The organism is Streptomyces sp. NBC_01498 (genome assembly GCF_036327775.1).
Classification (GTDB): domain Bacteria; phylum Actinomycetota; class Actinomycetes; order Streptomycetales; family Streptomycetaceae; genus Streptomyces.
In genome coordinates, this window is the sequence record NZ_CP109598.1 from 2,509,601 (window position 1) to 2,533,523 (window position 23,923).

The window sequence follows — 23,923 nt, forward strand, 5'->3', positions numbered from 1 at the left end:
GGGCCCCCGGGCGCTCCTCGTACGCGAGTCCGCCCCGGGGCCACGCGGGCACAGGCACGCCCACACGGCCCACACGGCGCCTCACGCGGGCACCGCCGCAGCGTTTGCGGCACCCGTGCCGAATCTGCGCGCGGCGGCCGACGGATCCGTCACGCACCCCGCTCGGCCGGGCCTCTGTACGTAGGCGGGTACAGGAGGCCTCGTTCCCGCGAGTTCTCGTACGCGGCCCCCACGCGCCCCTCGTACGCGAGTCCGCCCCGGGGCCGCGCGGGTACAGGCACGCCCACACGGCCCACTCGGCGCCTCACGCGGGCACCGCCGCAGCGTTTGCGGCACCCGTGCCGAATCTGCGCGCGGCGGCCGACGGCGGCCGACGGATCCGTCACGCACCCCGCTCGGCCGGGCCGCTGTACGTAGGCGGGTACAGGAGGCCTCGTTCCCGCGAGTTCTCGTACGCGGCCCCCACGCGCCCCTCGTACGCGAGTCCGCCCCGGGGCCGCGCGGGCACAGGCACGCGCACACGGCCCACTCGGCGCCTCGCGCGGGCACCGCCTCTGGTGCGCCCCCGCACCCGCACGCGCGCCGCCCACCTCAGCCGGGCGGCGGTCCTGTCACCGAGCCGATCAGCCGGGCAGCAGCCCCGTCGCCGGCCCGACCAGCGGCAGGTCCTCCAGGCCGCCGCCCTCGGTGACCGATTCCGTCAGGACCGCCGTCGACAGCGGCTTGAAGTCGGCGACCTGCGTGCCCACCGCGTTGTCCAGCGGGTCGACTCCCGTCTTGGCGAGCGGGTTGAGCTGAAGGTCCTTGACCGGCCCGAGGGCCCCGGCCAGGCCGTGCCCGAGCCCGCCCGCGAGGCCCGCGCCGGCCGCCTTCCCGGCCTCGGCGAGCGCGCTGTCCGGGCCGGACGCGGGCACCGGGGCCGCCGGGGCCGCCTGTGCGGCGGCGCCGCCGAGCCCGATCGCCGCGCCTGCGGCCGTGAGGGTCAGCCCGGCGCGCAGCAGCGCGCGGCGCCGGGAGGGGGGAGCTGAATGACGTGCCATGGAAGTCCTGTCTGCGCGCCGGTGAAGTGTAAGGGAGACGGCACGCAGAGTAGTTGAGGTGTGACCCTCGATACCAACGCCGTCGCCGGGGATCCCACGTGCGGGTGTATGCCTCACACTGGTGTCCCGTGAGTCTCCACCGAACCGCCTCCGCGCGTGTCGTCCTGCTCGCGGGCCCCTCCGGCTCCGGCAAGTCGTCGCTCGCCGCCCGCGCGGGCCTTCCCGTGCTCCGTCTCGACGACTTCTACAAGGAGGGCGACGATCCGACGCTGCCGCTCGTCGCGGGCAGTTCGGACATCGACTGGGACTCCGCGCTGTCCTGGGACGCGGACGCGGCGGTCGCGGCGATCCTGGAGCTGTGCCGTACGGGCCGTACGACCGTCCCGGTGTACTCGATCGCCACCAGTTCCCGCACCGGCACCGAGGCGCTCGGCATCGGCCGTACGCCGCTGTTCGTCGCCGAGGGCATCTTCGCGGCCGATGTGGTCGCGCGCTGCGCCGAGTTGGGGGTGCTGGCCGACGCGCTGTGTCTGCGGGGCCGCCCGTCGACGACGTTCCGGCGCAGGCTGCTGCGGGATCTGCGCGAGGGCCGGAAGTCGGTGCCGTTCCTGCTGCGGCGCGGCTGGCGGCTGATGCGCGCGGAACGGGGCATCGTCGCCCGGCAGACCGCGCTGGGGGCGCACCCGTGCGCCAAGACGGAGGCGCTGGCCCGGATCGCCGACGCCCTCGCGGACGGCGACCGTCCCCGTACGGCGACGACGGACGACACGTCCGTGTCCGTCGGCCCGCCCTCACCCCACAGCCCGTCCGCATCCGTCGGCCTGTCCGCACCCCACGGATCGTCCGTGTCCTGCGGCCCGTCCGTGTCTCACGGCGCATCCGTATCGCACGGCCCACGCGCAACCCATGGTCCGTCCTCGCCCCACGGCCCGTCCGCGTCGCACGGCCCGTCCGCGCCCGTCCGCCCCGCGAACAGCGGTCGCTGAGCGGGCCGGGCCCGCGCCCCGACGCCCGCCCTCGCCCTCCCGACGGCCACCGGCCCCCTCCGACGGCCCCGGAACGCGCAAAGACCGGACAGGCCCCCCAGCCTGTCCGGTCCTGCTTCGGTGCACCCCCGTGCCCCCGGGTTCGCTTCCGCCGTCTCCCCCAGAGACGCCGGCCGCTCCCCCACTTTCCCCATGTCCCCCCGGTGTTGCTCCCCCCAGGGTGTTTCCCCCCGCTGCCTTCAGGCCACCAGCTCGCCGAAGGACTCTTCCTCGTCACGTCCGAAGCTGAGGACCTCGTCCTCGCGCAGCCGGCGGAGCGACCGCCAGATGCTCGACTTCACCGTGCCGACACTGATGTTGAGGATGTCCGCGATCTCGGGATCGGTCCGGCCCTCGTAGTAGCGCAGCACCAGCATCGTGCGCTGCGTCTCGGGAAGGCGCGAGAGCGCCTGCCAGAGCACCGTGCGCAGCTCCGTGCCGCGCATCGCGTCGGTGTCGCCCGCCGTCTCCGGCAGCTCCTCCGTCGGGTACTCGTTGAGCTTGCGCCTGCGCCACGCGCTGATGTGCAGGTTGGTCATGGTGCGGCGGAGATAGCCGCCGACGGCCGCCTTGTCGCTGATCCGGTCCCAGGCGCGGTAGGTGGAGAACAGCGCGCTCTGGAGCAGGTCCTCGGCCTCGAAGCGGTCGCCCGTGAGGTGGTAGGCGGTGGCGTACAGGGAGGCCCGGCGCTCCTGGACGTAGGCGGTGAACGCCGTCTCGGCGTCCGTGGCCTCCGTCCGTACGGTGCGCTCCCCCGTGACCTTCCCGTACGCCGTGCCCTCGTTCCCCCGCCCGGCCTGCTCACGACCGGCCTTCTCCCGACCGGTCTCCCGGCCCGGGTTCTCCCCCGCGGGCTTCGGCGCCGTTTCGACCACCGCGATGTACGGCGGCCGGTACGGACGCCCGGCGCCGCGAACGCACCCCCGCCCGTTCACGGCGCCGGACTTCTCGGTGCTCCGTGCGACGTCGTGGAGACGCGTGACCACTGCGCTCGAGGCCGTGCTGTGAGTTGAGTTCATCTCGCGCCCCCCGTCGGCTGGAGTCTGTTTTTCTGTGTGCTCTTTCCGTCTGACCAAGAGATTGCCGGGCCAGTTTCATGGGGCTGTCTGCCGACTGTCACAGCCGTGTCACAGGGGTTGTTGATCTTGGCGTGGGATATGCGGTATGGGTGGGAGCGCTCCAACTGTCGAACTGTGGTCCCCCCATGGGCCAGAATGACCTCCGTGCCTTTCCTGTTGCTGATCGAGGACGACGACGCCATCCGCACGGCCCTCGAACTCTCGTTGTCACGCCAGGGCCACCGGGTGGCCACTGCGGCGACGGGAGAGGACGGCCTGAATCTGCTGCGAGAACAACGCCCGGATCTGATCGTTCTGGACGTGATGCTGCCCGGTATCGACGGTTTCGAAGTGTGCCGTCGGATCAGGCGGACCGACCAGTTGCCGATCATTCTGCTGACCGCGCGCAGCGACGACATCGACGTGGTCGTCGGGCTGGAGTCCGGCGCGGACGACTATGTGGTCAAACCCGTGCAGGGCCGGGTGCTGGACGCCCGTATCCGGGCCGTCCTGCGGCGCGGGGAGCGGGAGGCGACCGACTCGGCGACCTTCGGCAGCCTGGTCATCGACCGTTCGGCGATGACCGTGACGAAGAACGGTGACGACCTCCAGCTGACGCCGACCGAGCTGCGGCTGCTGCTGGAGCTGAGCCGGCGGCCCGGCCAGGCGCTGTCCCGGCAGCAGTTGCTGCGGCTGGTGTGGGAGCACGACTATCTCGGCGACTCGCGGCTGGTCGACGCCTGTGTGCAGCGGCTGCGCGCGAAGGTGGAGGACGTACCGTCGTCGCCGACCCTGATCCGTACCGTGCGGGGCGTGGGCTACCGGCTGGACGCGCCTTCGTGACCGACGAGCACCCCACCGCCGGCGGGCCCGGCGCCCCGGACGGAGACACCGGCTCCGCCGGGCGCCCGGCGGACGGCACGGACCGCCCCCGCACCCGCAAGCGGGCCTTTCTCGCCGGGCTGCGCTGGACGAGTCTGCGGCTGCGCCTGGTCGTCGTCTTCGGCGCGGTCGCGCTGACCGCCGCCGTCTCGGCGTCCGGCATCGCGTACTGGCTCAACCGCGAGTCGGTGCTCTCCCGTACGCAGACGGCCGCGCTGGACCAGTTCAAGCAGGAGATGCGGGACCGGGCGGCGCAGTTGCCGCTGCGCCCGACGCAGGCCGAACTGGAGTTCACCGCGCGGCAGATGGCCCGGAGCAGCGCCGGGTTCAGTGTGGTGCTGATCGGTGAGCGCGCCGAGGGCAAGCCGGTGGCGGGGGTGTCCGACCAGGACACGTTCACGCTGGAGGACGTACCGGTGTCGCTGCGGACGGCGGTGAACGACAAGCAGAAGGTCACCTCGCGCAACTCCGCGCCGTACCAGGTCTTCTGGCAGCGCACCCAGCGCGGCAAGACGCCGTATCTGGTCGGCGGCAGCCGCGTCAACGGCGGCGGGCCGACCGGTTATGTCCTCCTGTCGCTGGAGCAGGAGCGGGAGGACCTCAACGCGCTGGCCTGGTCGCTGGCGATCGCCACGGGGCTGGCGCTGATCGGTTCGGCGCTGCTCGCGCAGGCGGCGGCCAGCACCGTACTGAAACCGGTGCAGCGGCTGGGGGACGCGGCGCGCAGGCTCGGCGAGGGCAAGCTGGACACCCGGCTGCGGGTGTCGGGGACGGACGAACTGGCCGATCTGTCGCGGACGTTCAACAACGCCGCCGCCTCCCTCCAGAAGAAGATCGACGACATGAGCGCGCGGGAGGAGTCGAGCCGCCGCTTCGTCGCCGACATGTCGCACGAACTGCGTACGCCGCTGACCGCGCTGACCGCCGTCACGGAGGTGCTGGAGGACGAGGCGGACACGCTGGACCCGATGATCGCGCCCGCCGTGACGCTGGTGGTCAGCGAGACCCGCCGGCTCAACGTCCTGGTGGAGAACCTGATGGAGGTGACCCGCTTCGACGCGGGCACCGCGCGGCTCGTCCTGGACGACGTCGACGTGGCCGACCAGGTGACCGCCTGCATCGACGCGCGGGCCTGGCTGGACGCGGTGGAGCTGGACGCCGAGCGCGGCATGATGGCCCGCCTCGATCCGCGCCGGCTCGACGTGATCCTGGCGAATCTGATCGGCAACGCGCTGAAGCACGGCGGTTCGCCGGTACGGGTCTCGGTGCGCCGGGTCGGCCCGGAGCTGGTGATCGAGGTACGGGACAACGGGCCGGGCATCCCGGAGGCCGTACTGCCGCACGTCTTCGACCGCTTCTACAAGGCGAGCGCGTCCCGCCCCCGGTCGGAGGGCAGCGGTCTGGGGCTGTCCATCGCCATGGAGAACGCGCACATCCACGGAGGGGACATCACCGCGGCCAACGCCCCCGGCGGCGGCGCGGTGTTCGTACTGCGGCTGCCGGACGGCGAGTCGGAGGACGCCCCGGCGGAGTTCGGCGACGACGGCGCCGGGGGCGTCCGGGGAGCCGGGGAGATACGCGGAGAGGGAGACGAGGCGCAGTGAGGTCGAGGACATCGTCCGGCCGGTCCCTCGCCGTACTGGCGGGCGCGCTGGCGCTGGCGGGCACCGCGGGCGGCTGCGGCATCAGGACGACGGCGGTACCGGTGAACGCGGGCCCGGCGCCCTCACGGGTGCCGTGCGAGGTGGCCGGGGGGAATCTGACCACCCAGGGCGGGCCGGGGCTCGCGGTGCGGGTCTATCTGGTGTGCGGGTCCAAGCTGGTCCCGGTGGAGCGCGCGGCGTCGCTGCCGACCGAGAAGGCGACCGGGGAGCGCGTACGGATGGCTCAGGCGCTCGTGAACGAGCTGCGGGAGCGGACGTCCGCCACGGAGCAGGAGGCGGGCTTCACGACGTACGTACGGGGCCCGCTGCACGTCTCGGAGGCGCGCGACGGCGACCCGGCGGGCACGCTGCGGCTGAGCCGGCAGCCGGAGGACCTCCAGACGGCGGCCCTGGCGCAGATCGTGTGCACGCTGACCGAGGCCGCCTGGACGGACGGCTCGGTGGTGCTGGGCGGGCCGGGCGCGTACGGCGCGCGCGGCTACCGCTGCGACGACGACACCAAGCGCCACCCGGACGCGCCCGTCCCGACGACGGGCCCGCGGGCGCCGGCCTCCTGAGCCGCCGCCTCGCCGAGCGTCGGTTCTGGCGCCCCGGCGCCCCGCCGCCCCGCCACCTCGTGGAGCGTCCGCTTCCGGAGCCTTACGTCCTCCGGAGCGTCGTCCGCCTCCTGAGGAGGGCGTGCCGCACGACGGGTCCGCTTGGCGCGCCTTCCGCCTCCCCGAACCGCCGCCTCCTGAAGAGGGCGCGCCGCGCGGACGTGCGGGCCGGGCGGCCGGGGCCGTCGGCCGCCCGGGAGTGACACCGGTCTCACGCGGGCCTCCATTTGGAACGGCCCGGAACCGTTGGCGGCGACGGCCGCGTCTTGGGGGTCGTGCAGCGCCAAGGTCCCGGCGGCAGTGCCGCTTTCCGCTTCCGCGTGGCGGGGGTCATCCTCCTCCTCGCGCATCTGCTGCTCGTCGCGTGGCTGACGTTGCGCCCGCTGGACGTGATGTGGATGACCGCGGCCAACTTCGAACCGCTCGCGGGCATCAAGGCCGATCTCGCCCTCGGGCCGCTCCAGGCGTTCCGGCGGATCAGCGAGGGGTTGCTCCTGCTGGCCCCGCTCGGGGTTCTCCTCCCCGCGGCGGGGGGCAGGCTGACCGTCTCGCCGCTGGCCTCGCTGGCCCGTACGTCGGCGGCCGGGGCGTTGATCTCCCTGGCGATCGAACTGCTCCAGACCGGGATCCCCGGGCAGGTCGTGGACGTGGACTCGCTGCTGCTCAACACGGTCGGCGTGGCGCTCGCGCACCTGCTGGTCGTCCCGGCGGGCCGGGCGTGGCTGCGGCGCGGCCGGGGCGTGGGACGCGGGGTGTCCGAGGCGCGCGACGAGGGCCGCGCCCGGCGTGAGGCGTCGTCTCCGTCGTCTCAGGGCACGACCCCGACGATTACCAGGGTCGGCATCGCCCCGTAGAGCGATGCTTTGTCCGGACTTCGGGAGCACCATGGAGTCATGGGGAGCGCACGAGAAGCTCCCGCCCAGGACTCACGAAGGAGACCGACATGTCCACGATTGTCCGCCCGAGCGAGGGACGCATGATCGGTGGAGTGTGCGCGGCGCTGGCCAGGCGCTTCGGCACCTCCGCGACGACGATGCGCGTGATCTTCCTGGTCTCCTGCCTGCTGCCCGGCCCCCAGGTGCTGCTGTACCTGGCGCTCTGGGCATTCCTGCCGAGCGAGAAGCACGCGACGACCTCCGCCTGGTAGACGGGCGGCGACGACCGCACGGCAGGGTCCCCCAGGAGTTTCGGGAGGACCCCGCCGTCGTGGTGCGTGGCCCGGGGCCGTCCTGCTACTTGCCCAGGGCGCCGATCGGGAGGCCGCCCAGCAGGCCCGTGAGGGGGTTGGCCGCCGTGACGGCGGAGAGGGCCGTGGGGGCCGTGTGGCTGACCGTGCCGACGCCGCTGCCGAGGGCGCTCTGGGCGGCGGTCACACCCTCGGAGGTGCCGTCGGGGAGGTTCGCGGTGAGGGACTCCGTCGGGAGGGTCTTGGTGACGCCGCCGAGGGCGGCACCGGCGTCCGGGACGGCGGGGGTCGCGGCGGACGCGTTACCCGCGGCGGTGGCGGCGAAGGCGGCGCCGAGGGCGGCGACACCGAGAGTCTTGGCGGCGGAGTGCTTCATGAGGAATGACGTCCCTTGGGGAATGGGGGAAAGCGACGGAAATGGAATACGAGCGGCCCCGCAAGCTAGCCATGGCCGCACTCCGTCCGCAAACACCCCGGAGCGGACCGGGACGCGTGTCCCGGTCCGCTCCGGCGGCACGTCGATCGTGCTGCTCAGCCCAGAGAATCGCTGGTCGTGGCGGTCTGCGTGAACAGCCATTCGGATTTCAGCTCGGCATATCCGGGCTTGATCACGTCGTTGATCATGGCCAGTCGTTCATCGAAAGGAATGAATGCTGATTTCATCGCATTGACGGAGAACCACTGCATGTCGTCGAGCGTGTAGTCGAACGCCTCGGTCAGCAGCTCGAATTCACGGCTCATGCTCGTGCCGCTCATCAGCCGGTTGTCGGTGTTGACCGTCGCACGGAAGTGGAGCCGGCGCAGCAGGCCGATGGGGTGTTCGGCGATCGACGCGGCGGCGCCCGTCTGGAGGTTGGAGCTGGGGCACAGCTCCAGCGGGATCCGCTTGTCGCGTACGTAGGAGGCGAGCCGTCCCAGCGTGACCGAGCCGTCCTCGGCGACCTCGATGTCGTCGATGATGCGTACGCCGTGGCCCAGCCGGTCGGCGCCGCACCACTGGAGCGCCTGCCAGATCGAGGGCAGGCCGAACGCCTCGCCCGCGTGGATGGTGAAGTGGTTGTTCTCGCGCTTCAGGAACTCGAAGGCGTCGAGGTGGCGGGTGGGCGGGAAGCCCGCCTCCGCGCCCGCGATGTCGAAGCCGACGACGCCCGAGTCCCGGTAGCGGTTGGCCAGTTCGGCGATCTCCAGCGCGCGGGCGGCGTGCCGCATCGCGGTCAGCAGGGCGCCGACGCGGATCCGGTGGCCGGCCGCGCGGGCCCGCCGCTCGCCCTCCTTGAAGCCCTCGTTGACGGCCTCCACGACCTCTTCGAGGGTGAGCCCGGCCTCCAGGTGCTGCTCGGGGGCGTAGCGCACCTCCGCGTACACGACACCGTCCCGCGCCAGGTCCTCGGCGCACTCGGCGGCGACCCGGAACAGCGCGTCGCGGGTCTGCATGACGGCGCAGGTGTGCGCGAAGGTCTCCAGATACCGCTCCAGCGAGCCGGAGTCGGCCGCCTCGCGGAACCAGAGGCCGAGCTTGTCGGGATCGGTCTCGGGAAGGCCGTCGTAGCCGTTCTCACGGGCGAGTTCGACGATCGTGGCGGGGCGCAGGCCCCCGTCGAGATGGTCGTGCAGAAGCACCTTGGGGGCGCGGCGGATCTGGTCGGCCGTGGGCGGCCGGCGGGTCTGGCTCGTCATGTCGCCAGCCTAACGCCTACGCGCGTAGATCACTCGTCGCCGATACCCAACGGTGACCACGGGTACGGCTGACGTACACCTCACCTTCTGAGACTGTTCTGTTATGGGACAGCGGGCGGTTCCCGGCCCCGGCGGGCGCGCGCCGGGGCGTGGCACGGGGGTGCGTGGACGTCGTACGGAGTCACGGGCGAGGCTGGGACGGGCGGTCTCCGCCCCGACCCCGCCTCCTGAGGTGGGCGGGGTGGTGCTCGTGCTGCCGCCGGGCGAGCAGACGTCCGCGCGGGGGCCCTCCGCCGTGGCCTGGGCCTCGATGCTGCCGCTCGCGCGGGCACTGGCCCGCGCGGGAGCGCCCGAGGGGCTGCTGGTGCACATGGTGCGCTACCGCTCGCGCGGGTGGAACGGCGCCGACGCGCAGCTCTCGGCGGACGCCCTGTGGGCGGCGGACGAGGTCGTACGGCGCTACGGCGACGTGCCGGTCTGTCTGGCCGGGCACGGCATGGGCGGACGCGCGGCCCTGCGCGCCGCCGGTCACCCGGCGGTCAGCTCCGTACTGGCGCTGGCGCCCTGGCTGCCCGACGGGCCGGCGGGCGGTGAGCCGGAGCCGGTGACGCAGCTGGCGGGGCGGCAGGTGCTGATCGTGCACGGCACCAACGACGAGCGCAGCGACCCCACGCTCTCCTACCGGCTGGCGGAACGTGCCCGGAAGGCGAACCGGCACACCTGCCGCTTCGAGGTTCACTCGGACGGGCACGCGCTGCGCCAGCACCACGGCGAGGTCCTGGCGCTGGCGACGGACTTCGTCCTGGGGGCGCTGCTGTCGCGCACCTACTCGCGCCCGGTCGCCGACGCCCTGGCGGCGCCGCCGCCGCTGGGCCTGCGGATGCCGCTGGCGGCGGGCTTCGGGCGGTCGCTGCGACGGTGACGCGGCGGGTGCCCCGGCCGGCGCGTGCCGGGTGCCGCGAGCCCTACGGCAGCAGGCGGCCCCGGCGGGAGAGCAGGAAGCGTTTGAAGGCCGCCACCGGCGGCGTGTCGGGGTGGCCGTCGAGCCAGGCGACACCCACCTCGCGGACGGCGCGGGGCGCCGTGACGGTCAGTTCCACGACGCCGGGGCGGGCCACCGCCGGGGGCGGCAGCAGCGCGACGCCGAGGCCCGCCGCGACCAGGCCGCGCAGGGTCTCGGCCTCCTCGCCCTCGAAGGCGACCCGGGGGCGGAACCCGGCCGCCTCGCACAGGTCGTCGGTGATGCGGCGCAGCCCGTAACCCGGTTCGAGGGTCACGAACGTCTCGTCCGCCGCCTCGGCGAGCCGGACCCGGCGGCGGGTGGCCAGCCGGTGGTCGTCGGGGACGACGAGGAGCAGCCGCTGTTCGTCGAGGCGGCGGGCGACGAGGTCGGGGGCCTCGGGGACCGGGGAGGTGAGGCAGAGGTCCAGGTCGCCCGCGCGCAGGCGTTCCAGCATCGCCTCGCCGTAGTTCTGGACGAGTTGGAAGCGGATCCGGGGGTGGTCGGCGCGGAAGGCGCGGATCAGTTCGGGGACGGTCTCGGAGCCCATCGTGTGCAGGAAGCCGAAGGCGACCTTGCCCGAGGCGGGGTCGGCGTCGGCGCGTACGGACTCCGCCGCCCGTTCCACCTCCGCGAGGGCGCCTTCCACGGAGGTGAGGAAGGCACGGCCGGCGGGGGTGAGCGAGACGGTTCGGCCGGTGCGCGCGAACAGGGCGACGCCCAGGTCCTGTTCGAGCCGGACCATGGCGCGGGAGAGCGTGGACTGCGGGACGTTCATGTCCTGCGCGGCGCGGGTGACGTGTTCGTGGCGGGCGACGCCCGCGAACTGGGCGAGGCGCGGGGCCAGCAGCGCGGACCAGGACGCGGGGTCGAGGTCCGCCGTGGGTGGCGGGGCGGGCGGCCGGCTCGACGGTGCGGTGTCGTGTACGTAACCGCTCGATGACGGCCGGGGGTCGGACCTGCGTTGATGCGCCATGGGAACGATTATGGCGATTCCATGCATTGGACGCATGAGAGAAGGCTCCGTACGTTCGTCGTATGCCCGACCTCAGTACAGAGGCGCCCGTCCGCACGGGTGCCCTCACCTCCGCGTCCACCGGAACAACCGCCGACACCTCCGCCCCGGCTCCCGGCCGCCTTGGCCAACGCCGGATGAGCCTCGCCCTCTTCGCCGCCGGGATCGCGGCCTTCGCCCTGCTCTACTCGACCCAGGCACTGCTGCCCGCCGTCGCCGCCGACCTCGGGGTCACGGCGGGGCAGGCGAGTTGGACGGTGTCGGCCGCCACGGGCGCGCTCGCCCTGTTCGTCCTGCCGCTCAGCGCCCTGTCCGAACGCTTCGGCCGGCGCACGCTGATGACCGTCTCGCTGACGGTCGCGGTGGCCGTCGGACTGCTCGTGCCGTTCGCGCCGAACCTGGAGTGGCTGATCGCGCTGCGCGCGGTCCAGGGCGCGGCACTGGCCGGGCTGCCCGCCTCCGCGATGGCGTATCTCGCGGAGGAGGTACCGCCGAGGGCGCTGGTGGGCGCGATCGGGCTGTTCGTGGCCGGCAACAGTGTCGGCGGCATGAGCGGCCGGATCGTGGCGGGCTGGATCAGCCAGGTGTGGGGCTGGCGCGCCGGGCTCGCGGCGATCGGGCTGCTCGCGCTGGTGTGCGTGGTGGTGTTCCGGGTCCTGCTGCCGAGGCCGCGCCACTTCACGCCGGGCACGCTCGACCCGCGCACGCTGGCGCGGACCGTCGGCGGTCATCTGGCCGACCCGCTGCTGCGCCGGCTGTACGCGATCGGCGCCCTCTTCATGACGGTGTTCGGCGCGGTCTACACGGCGATCGGATTCCGGCTCGCGGAGGCGCCGTTCGGCCTGCCGCAGGGCGTGATCGGTTCCGTCTTCCTGGTCTATCTCGTCGGTACGGTCTCCTCGGCGGCGGCCGGGCGGCTGGTGGGGCGGCTGGGGCGGCGCGGCGCGCTGTACCTGGCGGTCGGGACGACGACGGCGGGGCTGCTGCTGTCGCTGACGGACTCGCTCGTGGCCGTACTGTCCGGGCTGGTCCTGATCACGGCGGGCTTCTTCGCGGGCCACGCGGTCGCCTCGTCGGCGGTGAGCCGGACGGCCAGGACGGGCCGCGCACAGGCGTCGGCGCTCTACCAGAGCGCCTACTACATGGGCAGCAGCGCGGGCGGCACGCTGGGCGCGGTGGCGTTCCACGCGGGCGGCTGGAACGCGACGGCCGCGCTGGGGCTGCTCGCGGTGCTCGGGGTGGTCTCGGTGACGCTGTACGGGACGCACGCGGCCCGCGTGGAGCGGCGGGCCCCGGTGGTGGCGGGGCGCTGAACGGGGCGGGTCGCCGATCGGGCGGGCCACCGGGACGTACGAGCCGCCGGGCAGAGGCACGCGCCACCCGCCACCCGCCACCCGCCACCCGCCACCCGCCACCCGCCACCCGGACGTACGCGCCACCGGGCACGCGGAGGCACGCGCCGCCGGAGCAGGACGGGCCGCCGAAAGTACGTACGCCCCGGGGACCTGGGACTTTCGCCTGTAGCGGGGCGATTGTCAGTGGGCTGAGGTAGCTTCCGAGGGACGGTTCCATAGGGGGCGACTGGGGTGACCCGATGAGTGATCTGGCGACAACAGAGGATCTTGATTCACGGCTGGAGAAGCACCGGACGGAGCTGACCGGCTACTGCTACCGCATGCTGGGCTCGGCCTTCGAGGCCGAGGACGCCGTGCAGGACACGATGGTGCGGGCCTGGCGGAGCTTCGACAAGTTCGAGGGCCGCTCCTCGCTGCGGTCCTGGCTCTACCGCATCGCGACGAACGTGTGCCTCGACATGCTCAACGCGGGCAATCGACGGGCGAGGCCGATGGATCTCTCGGAGGCGACCCCGGTGTCCCAGGCGAAGCTGAACTCACGTCCGGAGGTCACCTGGCTGGAGCCGGTGCCCGACGGGCGGGTGCTGCCCTCCGTGGTGGACCCGGCGGAGACGGCGGTGGAGCGGGAGACGATCCGGCTGGCCTTCGTCGCCGCGCTCCAGCATCTGCCGCCGAAGCAGCGCGCCGTGCTGATCCTGCGCGAGGTGCTGGCCTGGAAGGCCAGCGAGGTCGCCGAGTTGCTGGGGACGACGGTCGCCTCGGTCAACAGCGCGCTCCAGCGGGCCCGCGCGACGATCGCCGAGTCCGCGCCGGCCGCGACCGACGCGGCGGACCCGCTGGACGAGGAGCAGAAGGAGCTTCTGGAGCGGTATGTGGCCGCGTTCGAGGGCTACGACATGAAGGCGCTGACCGCCCTCCTCCATGAGGACGCGACGCTCTCCATGCCCCCGTACGACCTGTGGCTGCGCGGCCACGACAACATCGTGGGCTGGATGCTCGGGGTCGGCGAGGTCTGCCGGGGCTCCCGGCTGGTCCCGACGGTGGCCAACGGCACGCCCGCGTTCGCGCACTACCACCCGAGCCCGGACGGCGACGGGTACACGGCGTGGGCGCTCATGGTCATCGAGATCGCGGACGGCCGGATCACGGGGATCAACTCGTTCCTGGACACGGAGCGTTGGTTCCCGCTGTTCGACCTCCCGGCGCGGCTGGAGTAGGACGCCGGGTAGGACCCGCCCGCCCGTTCCGCCGGTCCGGGTGCCCCGGGGGTCCCCGGCCCGCGTCGGAGCCGCCGTCGCGGGTGGTTCCCTCGGGCCGCAGGACCTCCGTCAGGCCCGTCAGGTTCAGCAGCAGGAGCAGTTCGGGGCACGCGCCCCGCAGCCGCATCCGGCAGCCGTGCCGGCGGGCGACGAGGTGCAGCCGGGCCAGGGCGTCCACGGTCACCGCGGTCGGGCGGCCGAGGGCGGCGACGTCGCACACGGCGTCGGTGGCCCCGCTGTCCCTCAGCCGCGCGGCCAGCTGGTCGCAGAGCTGGGGGACGTCCGCCGCGGTGACCGGTCCGCGCAGGCCGACAAGGATCGTCTTGATGGCTTCCACACCCGATGAGACCGGCCCCGGGGCCGGAACTCATCGCAGCGCCCCGGACACGGTCCGTACGAGTCCCGCGCGGGTCCCCCGCGGAGGCCCCGCAGCGGACTCGTACAGGACGCGTACGGACCGCCGGGAGGGGAGCGTCAGGCGATCCGGTCGAGCACGATCGGGGACGCGGTGAACGCGGTCCCGGCCGGGGCGATGTCGTACGCCGACGTCAGCGTCTCCCGCGCGTAGTCGAACCTCGACGGGGTGTCGGTGTGCAGCGTGAGCAGCGGCTGGCCCGCCGTCACGGTGTCGCCCGGCTTGGCGTGCAGTTCGACGCCCGCGCCCGCCTGCACCGCGTCCTCCTTGCGGGCCCGGCCCGCGCCGAGCCGCCAGGCGGCGACGCCGATGTCGTACGCGTCGAGCCGGGTCAGCACCCCGGAGGTCGGCGCCGTGATCACCTCGTGCTCCCGGGCCTCGGGCAGCGCCGCGTCCGGGTCGCCGCCCTGGGCCGCGATCATCCGGCGCCAGACGTCCATGGCGGAGCCGTCGGCCAGCGCACCGGCGGGGTCGGCGTCCGGCAGACCGGCGGCGTCCAGCATCTCGCGGGCCAGGGCCAGCGTCAGCGCGACCACGTCCGCCGGGCCGCCGCCCGCCAGGACCTCGACCGACTCCCGTACCTCCAGGGCGTTGCCCGCGGTGAGACCGAGCGGGGTGGCCATCTCGGTGAGCAGCGCCACGGTCCGTACGCCGTGGTCGGTGCCGAGGCCGACCATCGTCGCGGCGAGTTCACGCGCGTCCTCGACGGTCTTCATGAAGGCGCCGGAGCCGACCTTGACGTCCAGGACGAGCGAGCCGGTGCCCTCGGCGATCTTCTTGGACATGATCGAGGAGGCGATGAGCGGGATCGCCTCGACGGTGCCGGTGACGTCGCGCAGCGCGTACAGCTTCTTGTCGGCCGGGGCCAGACCGTCCCCGGCGGCGCAGATCACGGCGCCGGCGGAGCCGAGCACGTCCAGCATCTCGGCGTTGGAGATCCGGGCCCGCCAGCCGGGGATGGACTCCAGCTTGTCGAGGGTGCCGCCGGTGTGGCCGAGGCCGCGCCCGCTGAGCTGCGGCACGGCCGCGCCGCACGCGGCGACCAGCGGCGCGAGCGGCAGTGTGATCTTGTCGCCGACGCCGCCCGTGGAGTGCTTGTCGGCGGTGGGGCGGGACAGCGAGGAGAAGTCCATGCGTTCGCCGGAGTTGATCATGGCGGCGGTCCAGCGGGCGATCTCCGCCCGGTTCATGCCGTTGAGCAGGATCGCCATGGCGAGGGCGGACATCTGCTCGTCGGCGACGTCACCGCGCGTGTAGGCGTCGATGACCCAGTCGATCTGCTCGGGGCTCAGCTCGCCGCGGTCCCGCTTGGTGCGGATGACGGAGATGACGTCCATGGTGTTCCTTACGGCGGGAGCGAACGGGTGTGGCGTGAACGGGGCCGGCGCGAACGGGGCCGGCGCGAACGGGAGCCGCGCGAACCGGAGTTACGCGAGGTGCTGCGGGCCGAACGCCTGCGGAAGCATGTCGGCGAGCGTGACGATGCCCGCCGGGGTGTCCAGCAGCAGGCCGGGCCCGCCGCACTCGTACAGCAGCTGACGGCACCGGCCGCACGGCACGAGCGGCGCGCCCGCGCCGTCGACGCACGTGAAGTGGGTGAGCCGGCCGCCGCCCGTACTGTGCAGCGCGGAGACCAGCCCGCACTCGGCGCACAGGCCGAGGCCGTACGAGGCGTTCTCCACGTTGCAGCCGGTGACGGTGCGGCCGTCGTCCACCAGGGCGGCGGCGCCGACCGGGAAGCCCGAGTACGGGGCGTACGCGCGGGACATGGCGTCCCGGGCCGCCGCGCGCAGGGCCTCCCAGTCGACACCGGCGTCGGTGGCGGCGCCCGTCATGTGCCCTGGCCTCTGCGGTACGTCATGCCGTTGGCCTTCGGCATGCGCAGCCGCTGTGCGGACAGGGCGAGGACGAGCAGGGTCGTCACGTACGGGGCGGCGTCCACGAACTGGCTCGGGACCTGGTCCGTCAGCCCGTACCAGAGGAACAGCACCGCGGCGACGGCCGCCGAGATCCCGGCGGAGACGTACTTGCGCTTGTAGAGCTGCCAGCCCACGACGAGCACCAGCAGGATCGCCAGCAGGAGCAGCATGGCGTGCACGTTCTCCGCGCCGCCGCGCAGCTTGAGGCTGTCGGTGAAGCCGAACAGCCCGGCGCCCAGCGCCATGCCGCCCGGCATCCAGTTGCCGAAGATCATCGCGGCGAGACCGATGTAACCGCGCCCGCCGGTCTGGTTCTCCTGGTAGATGCCGGTGGCGACGATGGCCAGGAAGGCACCGGCGAGGCCGGCGAGGCCGCCGGAGACGGTGACGGCGATGTACTTGTACTTGTAGACGTTGACGCCCAGCGTCTCGGCGGCGATCGGGTTCTCGCCGCAGGAGCGCAGCCGCAGCCCGAAGGACGTACGCCACAGGATCCACCAGGTGCCGGGGATCAGCAGCAGGGCGACGATCGTCAGCAGCGACAGGCCGGTCACCAGTCCGCCGAGGACCCCGGCGATGTCGGAGATCAGGAACCAGTGTTTCTGCTGGAGATCCGCCAGCCCGTCGGCGAGTCCGGGGATGGTGATCTCGGTGATCGAGTCGATGCGTGGCGACTGCTTGGAGGAGCCGCCGGGCTCGGTGGCGAAGGTGAAGTTGGAGAGGTAGCGGGTCACGCCCACGGCGAGGATGTTGATGGCCACACCGGAGACGATGTGGTTGACGCCGAAGGTGACGGTGATGATCGCGTGCAGCAGTCCGCCGAGCGCGCCGCCGAGGATGCCGAAGAGGACACCGACCCAGGGGCCCCACTGGAATCCGGCCCAGGCGCCGAACCAGGTGCCGAGGACCATCATCCCTTCGAGGCCGATGTTGATGACGCCCGCGCGCTCCGCCCACAGGCCGCCGAGTCCGGCGAGGCCGATGGGGACGGCGAGTTCGAGCGCGCCGGCCACCTGGCCGACGGAGGTGATGTCGTCGGCGCCGCTGATCAGCCGCACCAGGGAGATCAGGGCCAGTCCGCCCGCGATGATCAGCAGGACGACGGGCAGGGTCAGCTTGCGCCGGCCCCCGCCCTTCTTGGGAGCCGCGCTCGTCGCGGTGACGGTGCTGGTACTCACAGGGCAGCCCCCTTGTCGTTCTTGGACACGGAATCGGAGCCGGGGCCGTCGGAACCAGGACCGGGGCCGTCGGAACCCGAGCCGGTGCCGGGGCCGTCGGAGCCGGGACCGGGTGGCCCGGAGTCGGCCTCGGTGCGGATCGCGCCGCCCGCCGCGAGTTCCTCGCCGACCTTCTGCTGCTGGCGGCGGAGGCCGTAACGGCGGACCAGTTCGTAGCTGACCACGACGGAGATCACGATCAGGCCCTGCATGATCGTCGCGATTTCCTTCTCGTACCCGTGCTGGTCGAGAGAGGCGGACGACTTGTCGAGGAAGGCGATCAGCAGGGCGCTGAAGGCTATGCCCACCGGGTGGTTGCGGCCCAGCAGCGCGATGGTGATGCCGGTGAAGCCGATACCGGTGGGGAAGTCGAGGCTGTACGTGTGGCTGTCGCCGAGCAGTGTCGGCATACCGACCAGGCCCGCGACCGCGCCCGAGATCAGCATCGAGGTGAGGACCATCTTCTTGGCGTCGACACCGGACGCCTGCGCGGCGCTCTCGCTGGCGCCCGTGGCGCGCAGGTCGAAGCCGAAGCGGGTGCGGCCGAGGACGAACCAGTAGATGACACCGCAGAGCGCGGCGACGAACGTGAAGCCGTAGATCTCACCGGCCTCGGCGCCCATGGACAGGCCGGGGAACCAGCCGGACTCCGGGATCTCGCCCGTCGTCAGGTTGTTGGACCCGGCGGGCTGCTCGCCGAAGTTCTTCGGCAGGATCAGCCAGGCGACGAGGCTGGTGGCGATGGAGTTGAGCATGATCGTGGAGACGACCTCGCTCACCCCGCGCGTGGTCTTGAGGATGCCCGCGATACCGGACCAGAAGGCGCCGACGAGCATCGCCGTGACGACGATGAGGGCGATCTGGAGCGGGCCGGGCAGGCTGACGCTGGCACCGACGAGCGCGGCCATCATCGCGGCGAGCCGGTACTGGCCGTCGACCCCGATGTTGAACAGGTTCATCCGGAAGCCGACGGCGACGGCGAGCGCGGCGAGATAGTACGTACCGGCCTGGTTGACGATCAGGACCTGGACGTCGACGTAGCTCGCCGACTGGAACATGATCCGGTACGGCTCCCACGGGTTGGTGCCCGAGACGAGCAGCACCACCGTGGTGAGGGCGATGGCGACGACCAGTGCGAGTACCGGGCCGGCCAGGCCCAGGATCAGCCGGTCCTTGTCGAACTTCTTCATCGGGCCTCGTCCTCCGGGGCTGCCAGGTGTCCGGTGGCGGCGCCGGTCATGGCGGTGCCCAGTTCCTCCGGGGTGATGGTCGCGGGGTCCGCGTCGGCGACGAGCCGGCCGCGGTACATCACGCGCAGGGTGTCGGAGAGACCGATCAGCTCGTCCAGGTCGGCGGAGATCAGCAGCACCGCGAGTCCGTCCCGGCGGGCGGCCTTGATCTGGTCCCAGATCTGGGCCTGCGCGCCGACGTCGACACCGCGTGTCGGGTGCGCGGCGATCAGCAGCTTCGGGGCGTGGCTCATCTCGCGGCCGACGATCAGCTTCTGCTGGTTTCCGCCGGACAGGGAGGCGGCCGTGACGTCGATGCCGGGCGTGCGGACGTCGTACTCGACCACGATGCGCTTGGTGTCGGTGCGCGCCGCCTTGGGGTCGAGGAGTCCGCGGCGGCTGTTGGGCCGCTCGGTGACGTGGCCGAGGATGCGGTTCTCCCAGAGCGGCGCGTCCAGCAGGAGTCCGTGCCGGTGCCGGTCCTCGGGGATGTAGCCGATGCCGCTCTCCCGGCGGGTGCGGGTGGGCGCGTGCGAGATGTCGGCGCCGTCGAGCGCTATCACGCCGCCGTCCGGGTCGCGCAGGCCCATCAGGGTCTCGATCAGCTCGGTCTGGCCGTTGCCCTCGACGCCCGCGATGCCGAGGATCTCGCCGCGGTGGATGGTGAGGCCGATCTCGGCGAGCACCTCGCGGACGACACCGTCGGGGTCGGTCGCGGTGAGCCGCAGGTCCGTGACGGTGAGCACGGGGACGTCGGTGACGGTCGACTCGCGGGTCTCGGGCGAGGGGAGTTCGCTGCCGACCATCAGCTCGGCGAGCTGCTTGGTCGTGGTGTGCGCGGGGTCGGCCGTGCCCACCGTCGTACCGCGCCGGATGACGGTGATGTCGTCCGCGACGGACAGCACCTCGCCCAGCTTGTGCGAGATGAAGATGACGGTGAGGCCCTCGGCCTTGAGCTCGCGCAGGTTGTCGAAGAGCGCGTCGACCTCCTGGGGGACGAGAACCGCGGTGGGCTCGTCCAGGATGAGTATCCGGGCACCCCGGTAGAGGACCTTGAGGATCTCCACGCGCTGGCGGTCGGCGACCCCGAGGTCCTCGACGAGGGCGTCGGGGCGGACCCCGAGGCCGTACGCGTCGGAGATCTCGGTGATCTTCCGGCGGGCGCCCTGGCCGATGCCGTGCAGCTTCTCGGCGCCGAGGACGACGTTCTCCAGGACGGTGAGGTTGTCGGCGAGCATGAAGTGCTGGTGCACCATGCCGATGCCGCGCGCGATGGCGTCGGCGGGGCTGGTGAAGGTGACCGGCCGGCCGTCGACGGTGATGGTTCCCTCGTCGGGCTTCTGCATGCCGTAGAGGATCTTCATCAGGGTCGACTTGCCGGCGCCGTTCTCACCGACGAGGGCGTGCACGGTGCCCTTGCGGACGGTGAGGGCGATGTCGTGGTTGGCGACGACGCCGGGGAACCGCTTGGTGATGCCGTGCAGTTCGACGGCGGGGGGACTGCTGGACGCGTTGATGACGCACTCTCCTTGGCCAGGAGCGGGGGCGGGGCGGAGGGCAGGGCGGGGGTGAAGCTATCGCGCCGGAGAGGCATCTACACGCGTAGCGCTGCCGAATCGTGAGCGTAGATCTTGCGGAGAAGGGGGCCGTTTCCGGTGACCGGCCCGGATCTCGTGACCGATCGGGACCGGAATCCGGCGACCGATCGGGCCGGTCGCCGTGACCCCTGCGGTCGCCGTGACCGACCGGGTCCCGGTCCTCGCGACCGCGACCACGACCGGGGCCGTGACCACGACCGGGGCCGGTTCTCGTGACCGGGGCCCGGAGCGGCGGCGGCTCGCGCCGTCGCTCCGGGCCCGCGGTTCGGTGACGTCGTCCGTGTCTCTCGTACGGCGTGGCCGCCGGCCGCGGTCGTTACGTGACTACGGAGCGGTCTTGACGGTGATGGAACCGTCGATGATGCCCTGCTTGGCCTTGTCCACGGCCGCGGTGACCTCGGCCATCTTGGTGTAGGCCGGGTTGGAGTCGGTGAGGCCGACGCCGTCCTTGTCGAGGCCGTAGCGGATCTCGCCGTTCTGCGGGCTGCCGTCCTCGACCGACTTGATCAGGTTGAACACCGCGTCGGCGATGTCCTTGGTGACCGAGGTGAGGATGCTGTCCTTGTACTGCGCGAGACCGGCCTGCTTGTACTGGTCGGAGTCGACGCCGATGTTCCACTTGCCCGCGGCGGAGACCGCCTCGATGGAACCGGAGCCGGCCAGACCGGCCGCCGCGTAGATCACGTCGGCCTTCTTGTCGAGCTGGCCCTGGGCGGCGGCCTTGCCGAGGTCGGGCTTGGAGAAGCCGTCGAAGTTCGGCGGCTGGGTCAGGTACTGGGTGAGCACCTTCACCGAGGGGTCGGTGTCCTTGACGCCCTGCGCGTAGCCCGCCTCGAACTTCTTGATCAGCGGGGTCTCGACGCCGCCGATGAAGCCGACGGTCTTGGACTTGCTGGCCTTGGCCGCCGCGACACCGGCGAGGTACGAGCCCTGCTCCTCGTTGAAGACCATGTTGGCGATGTTCGCGCCGGTCACGGAGGCGTCGTCGATGATGCCGAAGGTGGTCTTCGGGAACTTCGGGGCGACCTTCTTGATGGCCGGCGCGTAGGCGAAGCCCACGCCGATCACCGGGTTGTTGCCCGCGCGGGCCAGCTCGGTCAGACGCTGGATCTTGTCCGCGTCGGCCTCACCGTCGGAGGGCTCGGCGTCGTGGCCCTTGACCTTGAGTTCCTTCTCGGCCTTGGCCAGACCCGCGTACGCGGCGTCGTTGAACGACTGGTCGCCGCGACCACCGATGTCGTAGGCGAGGGCGACGCTTTTCTCCTTGGAGTCGGACGCGGCGTCCGAGGAGGAGGTGTTGCCACACGCGGTGGCGGTCAGCGCGAGCGCCGCGGACGCGACGCCCACGGTTGCGATCCTGGTGATCCGGCGCAAGGGAGGGCTCCTTCAAGGCGACCAAAAAGCGCCTCTGCTCGGCGCTGGTTTCGCGCCGATCGTAACGCGCGTAGATGTCAGATAAAGCCCTGTACGGAAGCCGTTATCGGATCGTCGCGAACAGGATACGAAACCTCCGATAACGGGAAACGACATATCCGGTTACGAACGGTCGCCGTCAATCAGCGCGGCGGCGGTGAAAAGCTCCACACCGACCTGAATCGCCCGTTCGTCCACGTCGAAATCGCCCCGGTGCAGGTCCCGCCGGGCGGTGTCCCCCGGAATCCGGACACCGAGCCGGGCCATCGCGCCGGGCACCTGCTCCAGGTACCAGGAGAAGTCCTCGCCGCCCAGGCTCTGTTCGGTGTCCTCGATCGACTGGACACCGCGCCGGGCGGTCTGCGCGTCCCGCAGCAGCTCCGCCACCATCAGATCGTTGACGACAGGCGGCACCCCGCGCACGTAGTTGATCTGCGACTTGGCGTGGTAGAGCGCGGAGATCTCGTCGATCGCCGCGTGCACCAGGTCCGGCGCCTCGCGCCAGGACTTCAGGTCCAGGCAGCGGACGGTGCCGGAGAGTTCGGCGTGCTGCGGGATGACGTTGCACGCGTGACCGGCGGCGATCCGGCCCCAGGTGAGCGCGAGTCCGGCGCGGGCGTCGACGCGGCGGGCCAGCAGCGCGGGCACCTCGGTGGCGACCTTGGCGGCGGCGGTGACCAGGTCGGTGGTCAGGTGCGGGCGGGCTGTGTGGCCGCCGGGGCCGTCGAGGGAGACCTCCAGCCGGTCGCAGGCGGAGGTGATGGGGCCGGTACGCAGGCCGATGGTGCCGACGTCCACACGCGGGTCGCAGTGCACGGCGACGATCTTGCCGACGCCCTCCAGGACACCGGACTCGATCGCGTCGAGGGCGCCGCCGGGCAGCACCTCCTCGGCGGGCTGGAAGATCAGCCGCACCGGCTGGGGCAGCCGGCCCTCGCGGGCCAGCTCGGCCAGGACGAGACCGGCGCCGAGGACGGCGGTGGTGTGGACGTCGTGACCGCAGGCGTGCGCGCGGTCGGGCACGGTGGAGCGGTACGCGACCCCGGCCTTGGTGTCCGGGATCGGCAGGGCGTCGATGTCCGCGCGCAGCGCGAGCATGGGGCGGGCGCCGGTGGCCCCGTCGTGGGTGCCGATGTCGCAGAAGAGTCCGGTGCCGGTGTTGAGAACGCGCGGGGTGAGACCGGCCTGCTCCAGGCGGCGCTTGAGCGCGGCGGTGGTACGGAACTCCTGGTTGCCCAGCTCCGGGTGCATGTGCATGTCTCTGCGGAAGGCGATCAGCTCGGTACGCAGCGCTTCGGGCAGCGTGCCGGGCAGCGCCGTCGCGCTGGACTCTCCGGACTGGTCGGCATCGGCTTCGGACTCGCGGGACATCAACTGGTTCACCTGTTGAAGGGTAGGCCCTCGGAGGGGGCGGCTGCCCGGCGATCAACAAAACTTCAGCCCGAAAGGCGTAAGAAAGGGCGGCGAGGAGCGAGTAGCGGATCCCGGGGGCGGGTAAACTCGCCCCTCCGTCGTGGGGTGGCGACGGACAGTGACGGCCGCTCCGGTCCGGAGCGCCGGGGCCGTGTCCCGTTCCGCCTCTCCGTACGGCTGTACGGCCCTGCCCCGCCACCGTACGGACGGTGACCGGCCGCCCGGACGCCCGGGGCGGACGACCCGTGCCGAGGTGTCCGACACCGGCCTCCGTGTCGGGCGAGCCGGGCGCCGGAGACCGGTGCTCCCCGCAGGCGCCCGCGGCCTCAGGTGAAGTCGGCACAACTCCCCTTCCTCACAAGGTCACTTGACGGCCGCGACGGCAAAACCGTTACGGTGTATGCGAGATGTACGAGTCCGTGACCACGTTCACCGGACGGAGCGGTCGGCACGCGTACGGGGGATTCATGTCGTTCGACGAGGAATGGGCCGGACTCCGTGAGGCCGCGGCCCAGCGCAACTCCATGCGGCTCAACAGCCTTCCGGCCGACGGCGGCGGAGGCGGGGGCGGCGCGGCCGATCTGGTGGTCAACCGGGACGACCTCGGCCGGATCGGGAACGACGCGTACGGTCTGCGGGTCCGCCTCTCCAAGGACGGCGACCACGCCCGTACCACCACCCACGACGCGGCGATCGCGCTGACCAACAGCCAGTTCACCAGCGGTTCCGCGCTGCTCAAGGTGAACGACCGCTGGAGCACGCATCTGAGGACACTGCTCGACGCCTGCGCGCGGATCTCGAACCACCTGGACTACACGAAGGCCGCCCACTCCAAGGACGAGGTGAAGATCGAGGGCGATCTGACCTCGGTCTCCAAGCTTTCGGAATACCTGAAGTAGTACACGCGCACCGGACACACGAACCGGACAGGCGCACAGGACACGTGACGGAGCGGTCGGGGG

At 72.2% G+C, this 23,923-nt stretch carries 22 protein-coding genes and 1 pseudogene; 10 read left to right on the top strand and 13 right to left on the bottom strand.

The genetic code is table 11. From position 1 onward, the window contains the following. Positions 1–623 precede the first annotated feature (623 nt). The gene (locus OG875_RS10395; protein ID WP_330173943.1) at positions 624–1,040 is read right to left on the bottom strand and encodes a hypothetical protein; all 417 of its coding nucleotides are present in this window, start codon (positions 1,038–1,040) and stop codon (positions 624–626) included. A 104-nt stretch (positions 1,041–1,144) separates the two neighbouring features. Here OG875_RS10395 and OG875_RS10400 point away from each other — a divergent pair. Then, positions 1,145–1,795 (top strand): annotated as a pseudogene (locus tag OG875_RS10400) (uridine kinase); the annotation flags it as partial. A gap of 470 nt (positions 1,796–2,265) precedes the next feature. Here the strand turns inward: OG875_RS10400 and OG875_RS10405 are convergent. Continuing rightward, positions 2,266–3,084: a SigE family RNA polymerase sigma factor gene (locus OG875_RS10405; RefSeq protein WP_330173944.1), complete on the bottom strand. Its 819-nt coding sequence runs from the start codon at positions 3,082–3,084 to the stop codon at positions 2,266–2,268. 204 nt (positions 3,085–3,288) lie between these two features. Between OG875_RS10405 and afsQ1 the strand changes: the two genes are divergently transcribed. The 5 genes from afsQ1 (at position 3,289) to OG875_RS10430 (ending at position 7,412) form a co-directional block, all read left to right on the top strand. After that, complete coding sequence (afsQ1, locus tag OG875_RS10410; RefSeq protein ID WP_330173945.1) at positions 3,289–3,966, top strand: two-component system response regulator AfsQ1; 678 nt, start codon at positions 3,289–3,291, stop codon at positions 3,964–3,966. Further along, the gene (locus OG875_RS10415; RefSeq protein WP_443079094.1) at positions 3,963–5,609 is read left to right on the top strand and encodes an ATP-binding protein; all 1,647 of its coding nucleotides are present in this window, start codon (positions 3,963–3,965) and stop codon (positions 5,607–5,609) included. Before afsQ1 ends, OG875_RS10415 begins: the two co-directional genes overlap by 4 nt. Then, positions 5,606–6,226 (top strand): hypothetical protein, encoded by a 621-nt coding sequence (locus tag OG875_RS10420; RefSeq protein ID WP_330173946.1) that lies wholly within the window; start codon positions 5,606–5,608, stop codon positions 6,224–6,226. Before OG875_RS10415 ends, OG875_RS10420 begins: the two co-directional genes overlap by 4 nt. Positions 6,227–6,540: 314 nt before the next feature. Continuing rightward, entirely contained in the window at positions 6,541–7,119 is a 579-nt protein-coding gene (locus tag OG875_RS10425; RefSeq protein WP_330173947.1) for a VanZ family protein, read from the top strand. 89 nt (positions 7,120–7,208) lie between these two features. After that, positions 7,209–7,412: a PspC domain-containing protein gene (locus OG875_RS10430; RefSeq protein ID WP_330173948.1), complete on the top strand. Its 204-nt coding sequence runs from the start codon at positions 7,209–7,211 to the stop codon at positions 7,410–7,412. An 85-nt stretch (positions 7,413–7,497) separates the two neighbouring features. On the opposite strand, the gene OG875_RS10435 is transcribed toward OG875_RS10430, so the two are convergent. Next, positions 7,498–7,827 (bottom strand): ATP-binding protein, encoded by a 330-nt coding sequence (locus OG875_RS10435; RefSeq protein ID WP_330173949.1) that lies wholly within the window; start codon positions 7,825–7,827, stop codon positions 7,498–7,500. Positions 7,828–7,982: 155 nt separating this feature from the next. After that, positions 7,983–9,128, bottom strand: coding sequence for an adenosine deaminase (locus tag OG875_RS10440; protein ID WP_330173950.1), 1,146 nt, complete (start codon positions 9,126–9,128; stop codon positions 7,983–7,985). Positions 9,129–9,369: 241 nt separating this feature from the next. Here OG875_RS10440 and OG875_RS10445 point away from each other — a divergent pair, with 241 nt between their 5' ends. Further along, positions 9,370–10,050, top strand: coding sequence for an alpha/beta hydrolase (locus OG875_RS10445; RefSeq protein ID WP_330173951.1), 681 nt, complete (start codon positions 9,370–9,372; stop codon positions 10,048–10,050). 43 nt (positions 10,051–10,093) lie between these two features. Here OG875_RS10445 and OG875_RS10450 read toward each other — a convergent pair whose 3' ends face one another. Then, complete coding sequence (locus tag OG875_RS10450; RefSeq protein WP_330173952.1) at positions 10,094–11,104, bottom strand: LysR family transcriptional regulator; 1,011 nt, start codon at positions 11,102–11,104, stop codon at positions 10,094–10,096. A 62-nt stretch (positions 11,105–11,166) separates the two neighbouring features. Here OG875_RS10450 and OG875_RS10455 point away from each other — a divergent pair, with 62 nt between their 5' ends. Continuing rightward, a complete protein-coding gene (locus tag OG875_RS10455) occupies positions 11,167–12,456 on the top strand; it encodes an MFS transporter (protein ID WP_330173953.1) in 1,290 nt (429 codons plus the stop codon). Positions 12,457–12,737: 281 nt separating this feature from the next. After that, a complete protein-coding gene (locus OG875_RS10460; protein ID WP_330173954.1) occupies positions 12,738–13,715 on the top strand; it encodes a sigma-70 family RNA polymerase sigma factor in 978 nt (325 codons plus the stop codon). Here OG875_RS10460 and OG875_RS10465 read toward each other — a convergent pair. The 8 genes from OG875_RS10465 to OG875_RS10500 form a co-directional block, all read right to left on the bottom strand. After that, the gene (locus tag OG875_RS10465) at positions 13,651–14,094 is read right to left on the bottom strand and encodes an STAS domain-containing protein (RefSeq protein WP_330173955.1); all 444 of its coding nucleotides are present in this window, start codon (positions 14,092–14,094) and stop codon (positions 13,651–13,653) included. The two genes, OG875_RS10460 and OG875_RS10465, sit on opposite strands and share 65 nt — an antisense overlap. Before the next feature lie 137 nt (positions 14,095–14,231). Further along, on the bottom strand, positions 14,232–15,509 hold the full coding sequence (locus OG875_RS10470) for a thymidine phosphorylase (RefSeq protein WP_330173956.1): 1,278 nt from the start codon (positions 15,507–15,509) through the stop codon (positions 14,232–14,234). Positions 15,510–15,599: 90 nt separating this feature from the next. Beyond that, complete coding sequence (locus tag OG875_RS10475) at positions 15,600–16,007, bottom strand: cytidine deaminase (protein ID WP_330173957.1); 408 nt, start codon at positions 16,005–16,007, stop codon at positions 15,600–15,602. Further along, a complete protein-coding gene (locus tag OG875_RS10480) occupies positions 16,004–17,269 on the bottom strand; it encodes an ABC transporter permease (RefSeq protein WP_330173958.1) in 1,266 nt (421 codons plus the stop codon). The genes OG875_RS10475 and OG875_RS10480 overlap by 4 nt, the downstream gene beginning before the upstream one ends. Then, entirely contained in the window at positions 17,266–18,498 is a 1,233-nt protein-coding gene (locus tag OG875_RS10485; protein ID WP_443079095.1) for an ABC transporter permease, read from the bottom strand. Before OG875_RS10485 ends, OG875_RS10480 begins: the two co-directional genes overlap by 4 nt. Continuing rightward, positions 18,495–20,021, bottom strand: coding sequence for an ABC transporter ATP-binding protein (locus tag OG875_RS10490; protein WP_330177690.1), 1,527 nt, complete (start codon positions 20,019–20,021; stop codon positions 18,495–18,497). The genes OG875_RS10485 and OG875_RS10490 overlap by 4 nt, the downstream gene beginning before the upstream one ends. Positions 20,022–20,459: 438 nt before the next feature. Next, positions 20,460–21,509: a BMP family lipoprotein gene (locus OG875_RS10495; protein WP_330173959.1), complete on the bottom strand. Its 1,050-nt coding sequence runs from the start codon at positions 21,507–21,509 to the stop codon at positions 20,460–20,462. Between the two features lie 162 nt (positions 21,510–21,671). Further along, on the bottom strand, positions 21,672–22,919 hold the full coding sequence (locus OG875_RS10500) for an amidohydrolase (protein ID WP_330177691.1): 1,248 nt from the start codon (positions 22,917–22,919) through the stop codon (positions 21,672–21,674). Between the two features lie 509 nt (positions 22,920–23,428). Between OG875_RS10500 and OG875_RS10505 the strand changes: the two genes are divergently transcribed. Beyond that, positions 23,429–23,860, top strand: a complete 432-nt coding sequence (locus OG875_RS10505) for a hypothetical protein (protein WP_330177692.1) — start codon at positions 23,429–23,431, stop codon at positions 23,858–23,860. Positions 23,861–23,923: the final 63 nt, after the last annotated feature.

Coding starts and splice junctions, on each gene's coding strand:
- OG875_RS10395 (WP_330173943.1), bottom strand. CDS start 1,040: ATGGCACGTCATTCAGCTCCCCCCTCCCGGCGCCGCGCGCTGCTGCGC.
- OG875_RS10405 (WP_330173944.1), bottom strand. CDS start 3,084: ATGAACTCAACTCACAGCACGGCCTCGAGCGCAGTGGTCACGCGTCTC.
- OG875_RS10430 (WP_330173948.1), top strand. CDS start 7,209: ATGTCCACGATTGTCCGCCCGAGCGAGGGACGCATGATCGGTGGAGTG.
- OG875_RS10435 (WP_330173949.1), bottom strand. CDS start 7,827: ATGAAGCACTCCGCCGCCAAGACTCTCGGTGTCGCCGCCCTCGGCGCC.
- OG875_RS10440 (WP_330173950.1), bottom strand. CDS start 9,128: ATGACGAGCCAGACCCGCCGGCCGCCCACGGCCGACCAGATCCGCCGC.
- OG875_RS10450 (WP_330173952.1), bottom strand. CDS start 11,104: ATGGCGCATCAACGCAGGTCCGACCCCCGGCCGTCATCGAGCGGTTAC.
- OG875_RS10455 (WP_330173953.1), top strand. CDS start 11,167: ATGCCCGACCTCAGTACAGAGGCGCCCGTCCGCACGGGTGCCCTCACC.
- OG875_RS10460 (WP_330173954.1), top strand. CDS start 12,738: ATGAGTGATCTGGCGACAACAGAGGATCTTGATTCACGGCTGGAGAAG.
- OG875_RS10470 (WP_330173956.1), bottom strand. CDS start 15,509: ATGGACGTCATCTCCGTCATCCGCACCAAGCGGGACCGCGGCGAGCTG.
- OG875_RS10475 (WP_330173957.1), bottom strand. CDS start 16,007: ATGACGGGCGCCGCCACCGACGCCGGTGTCGACTGGGAGGCCCTGCGC.
- OG875_RS10485 (WP_443079095.1), bottom strand. CDS start 18,498: ATGAAGAAGTTCGACAAGGACCGGCTGATCCTGGGCCTGGCCGGCCCG.
- OG875_RS10500 (WP_330177691.1), bottom strand. CDS start 22,919: ATGTCCCGCGAGTCCGAAGCCGATGCCGACCAGTCCGGAGAGTCCAGC.
- OG875_RS10505 (WP_330177692.1), top strand. CDS start 23,429: ATGTCGTTCGACGAGGAATGGGCCGGACTCCGTGAGGCCGCGGCCCAG.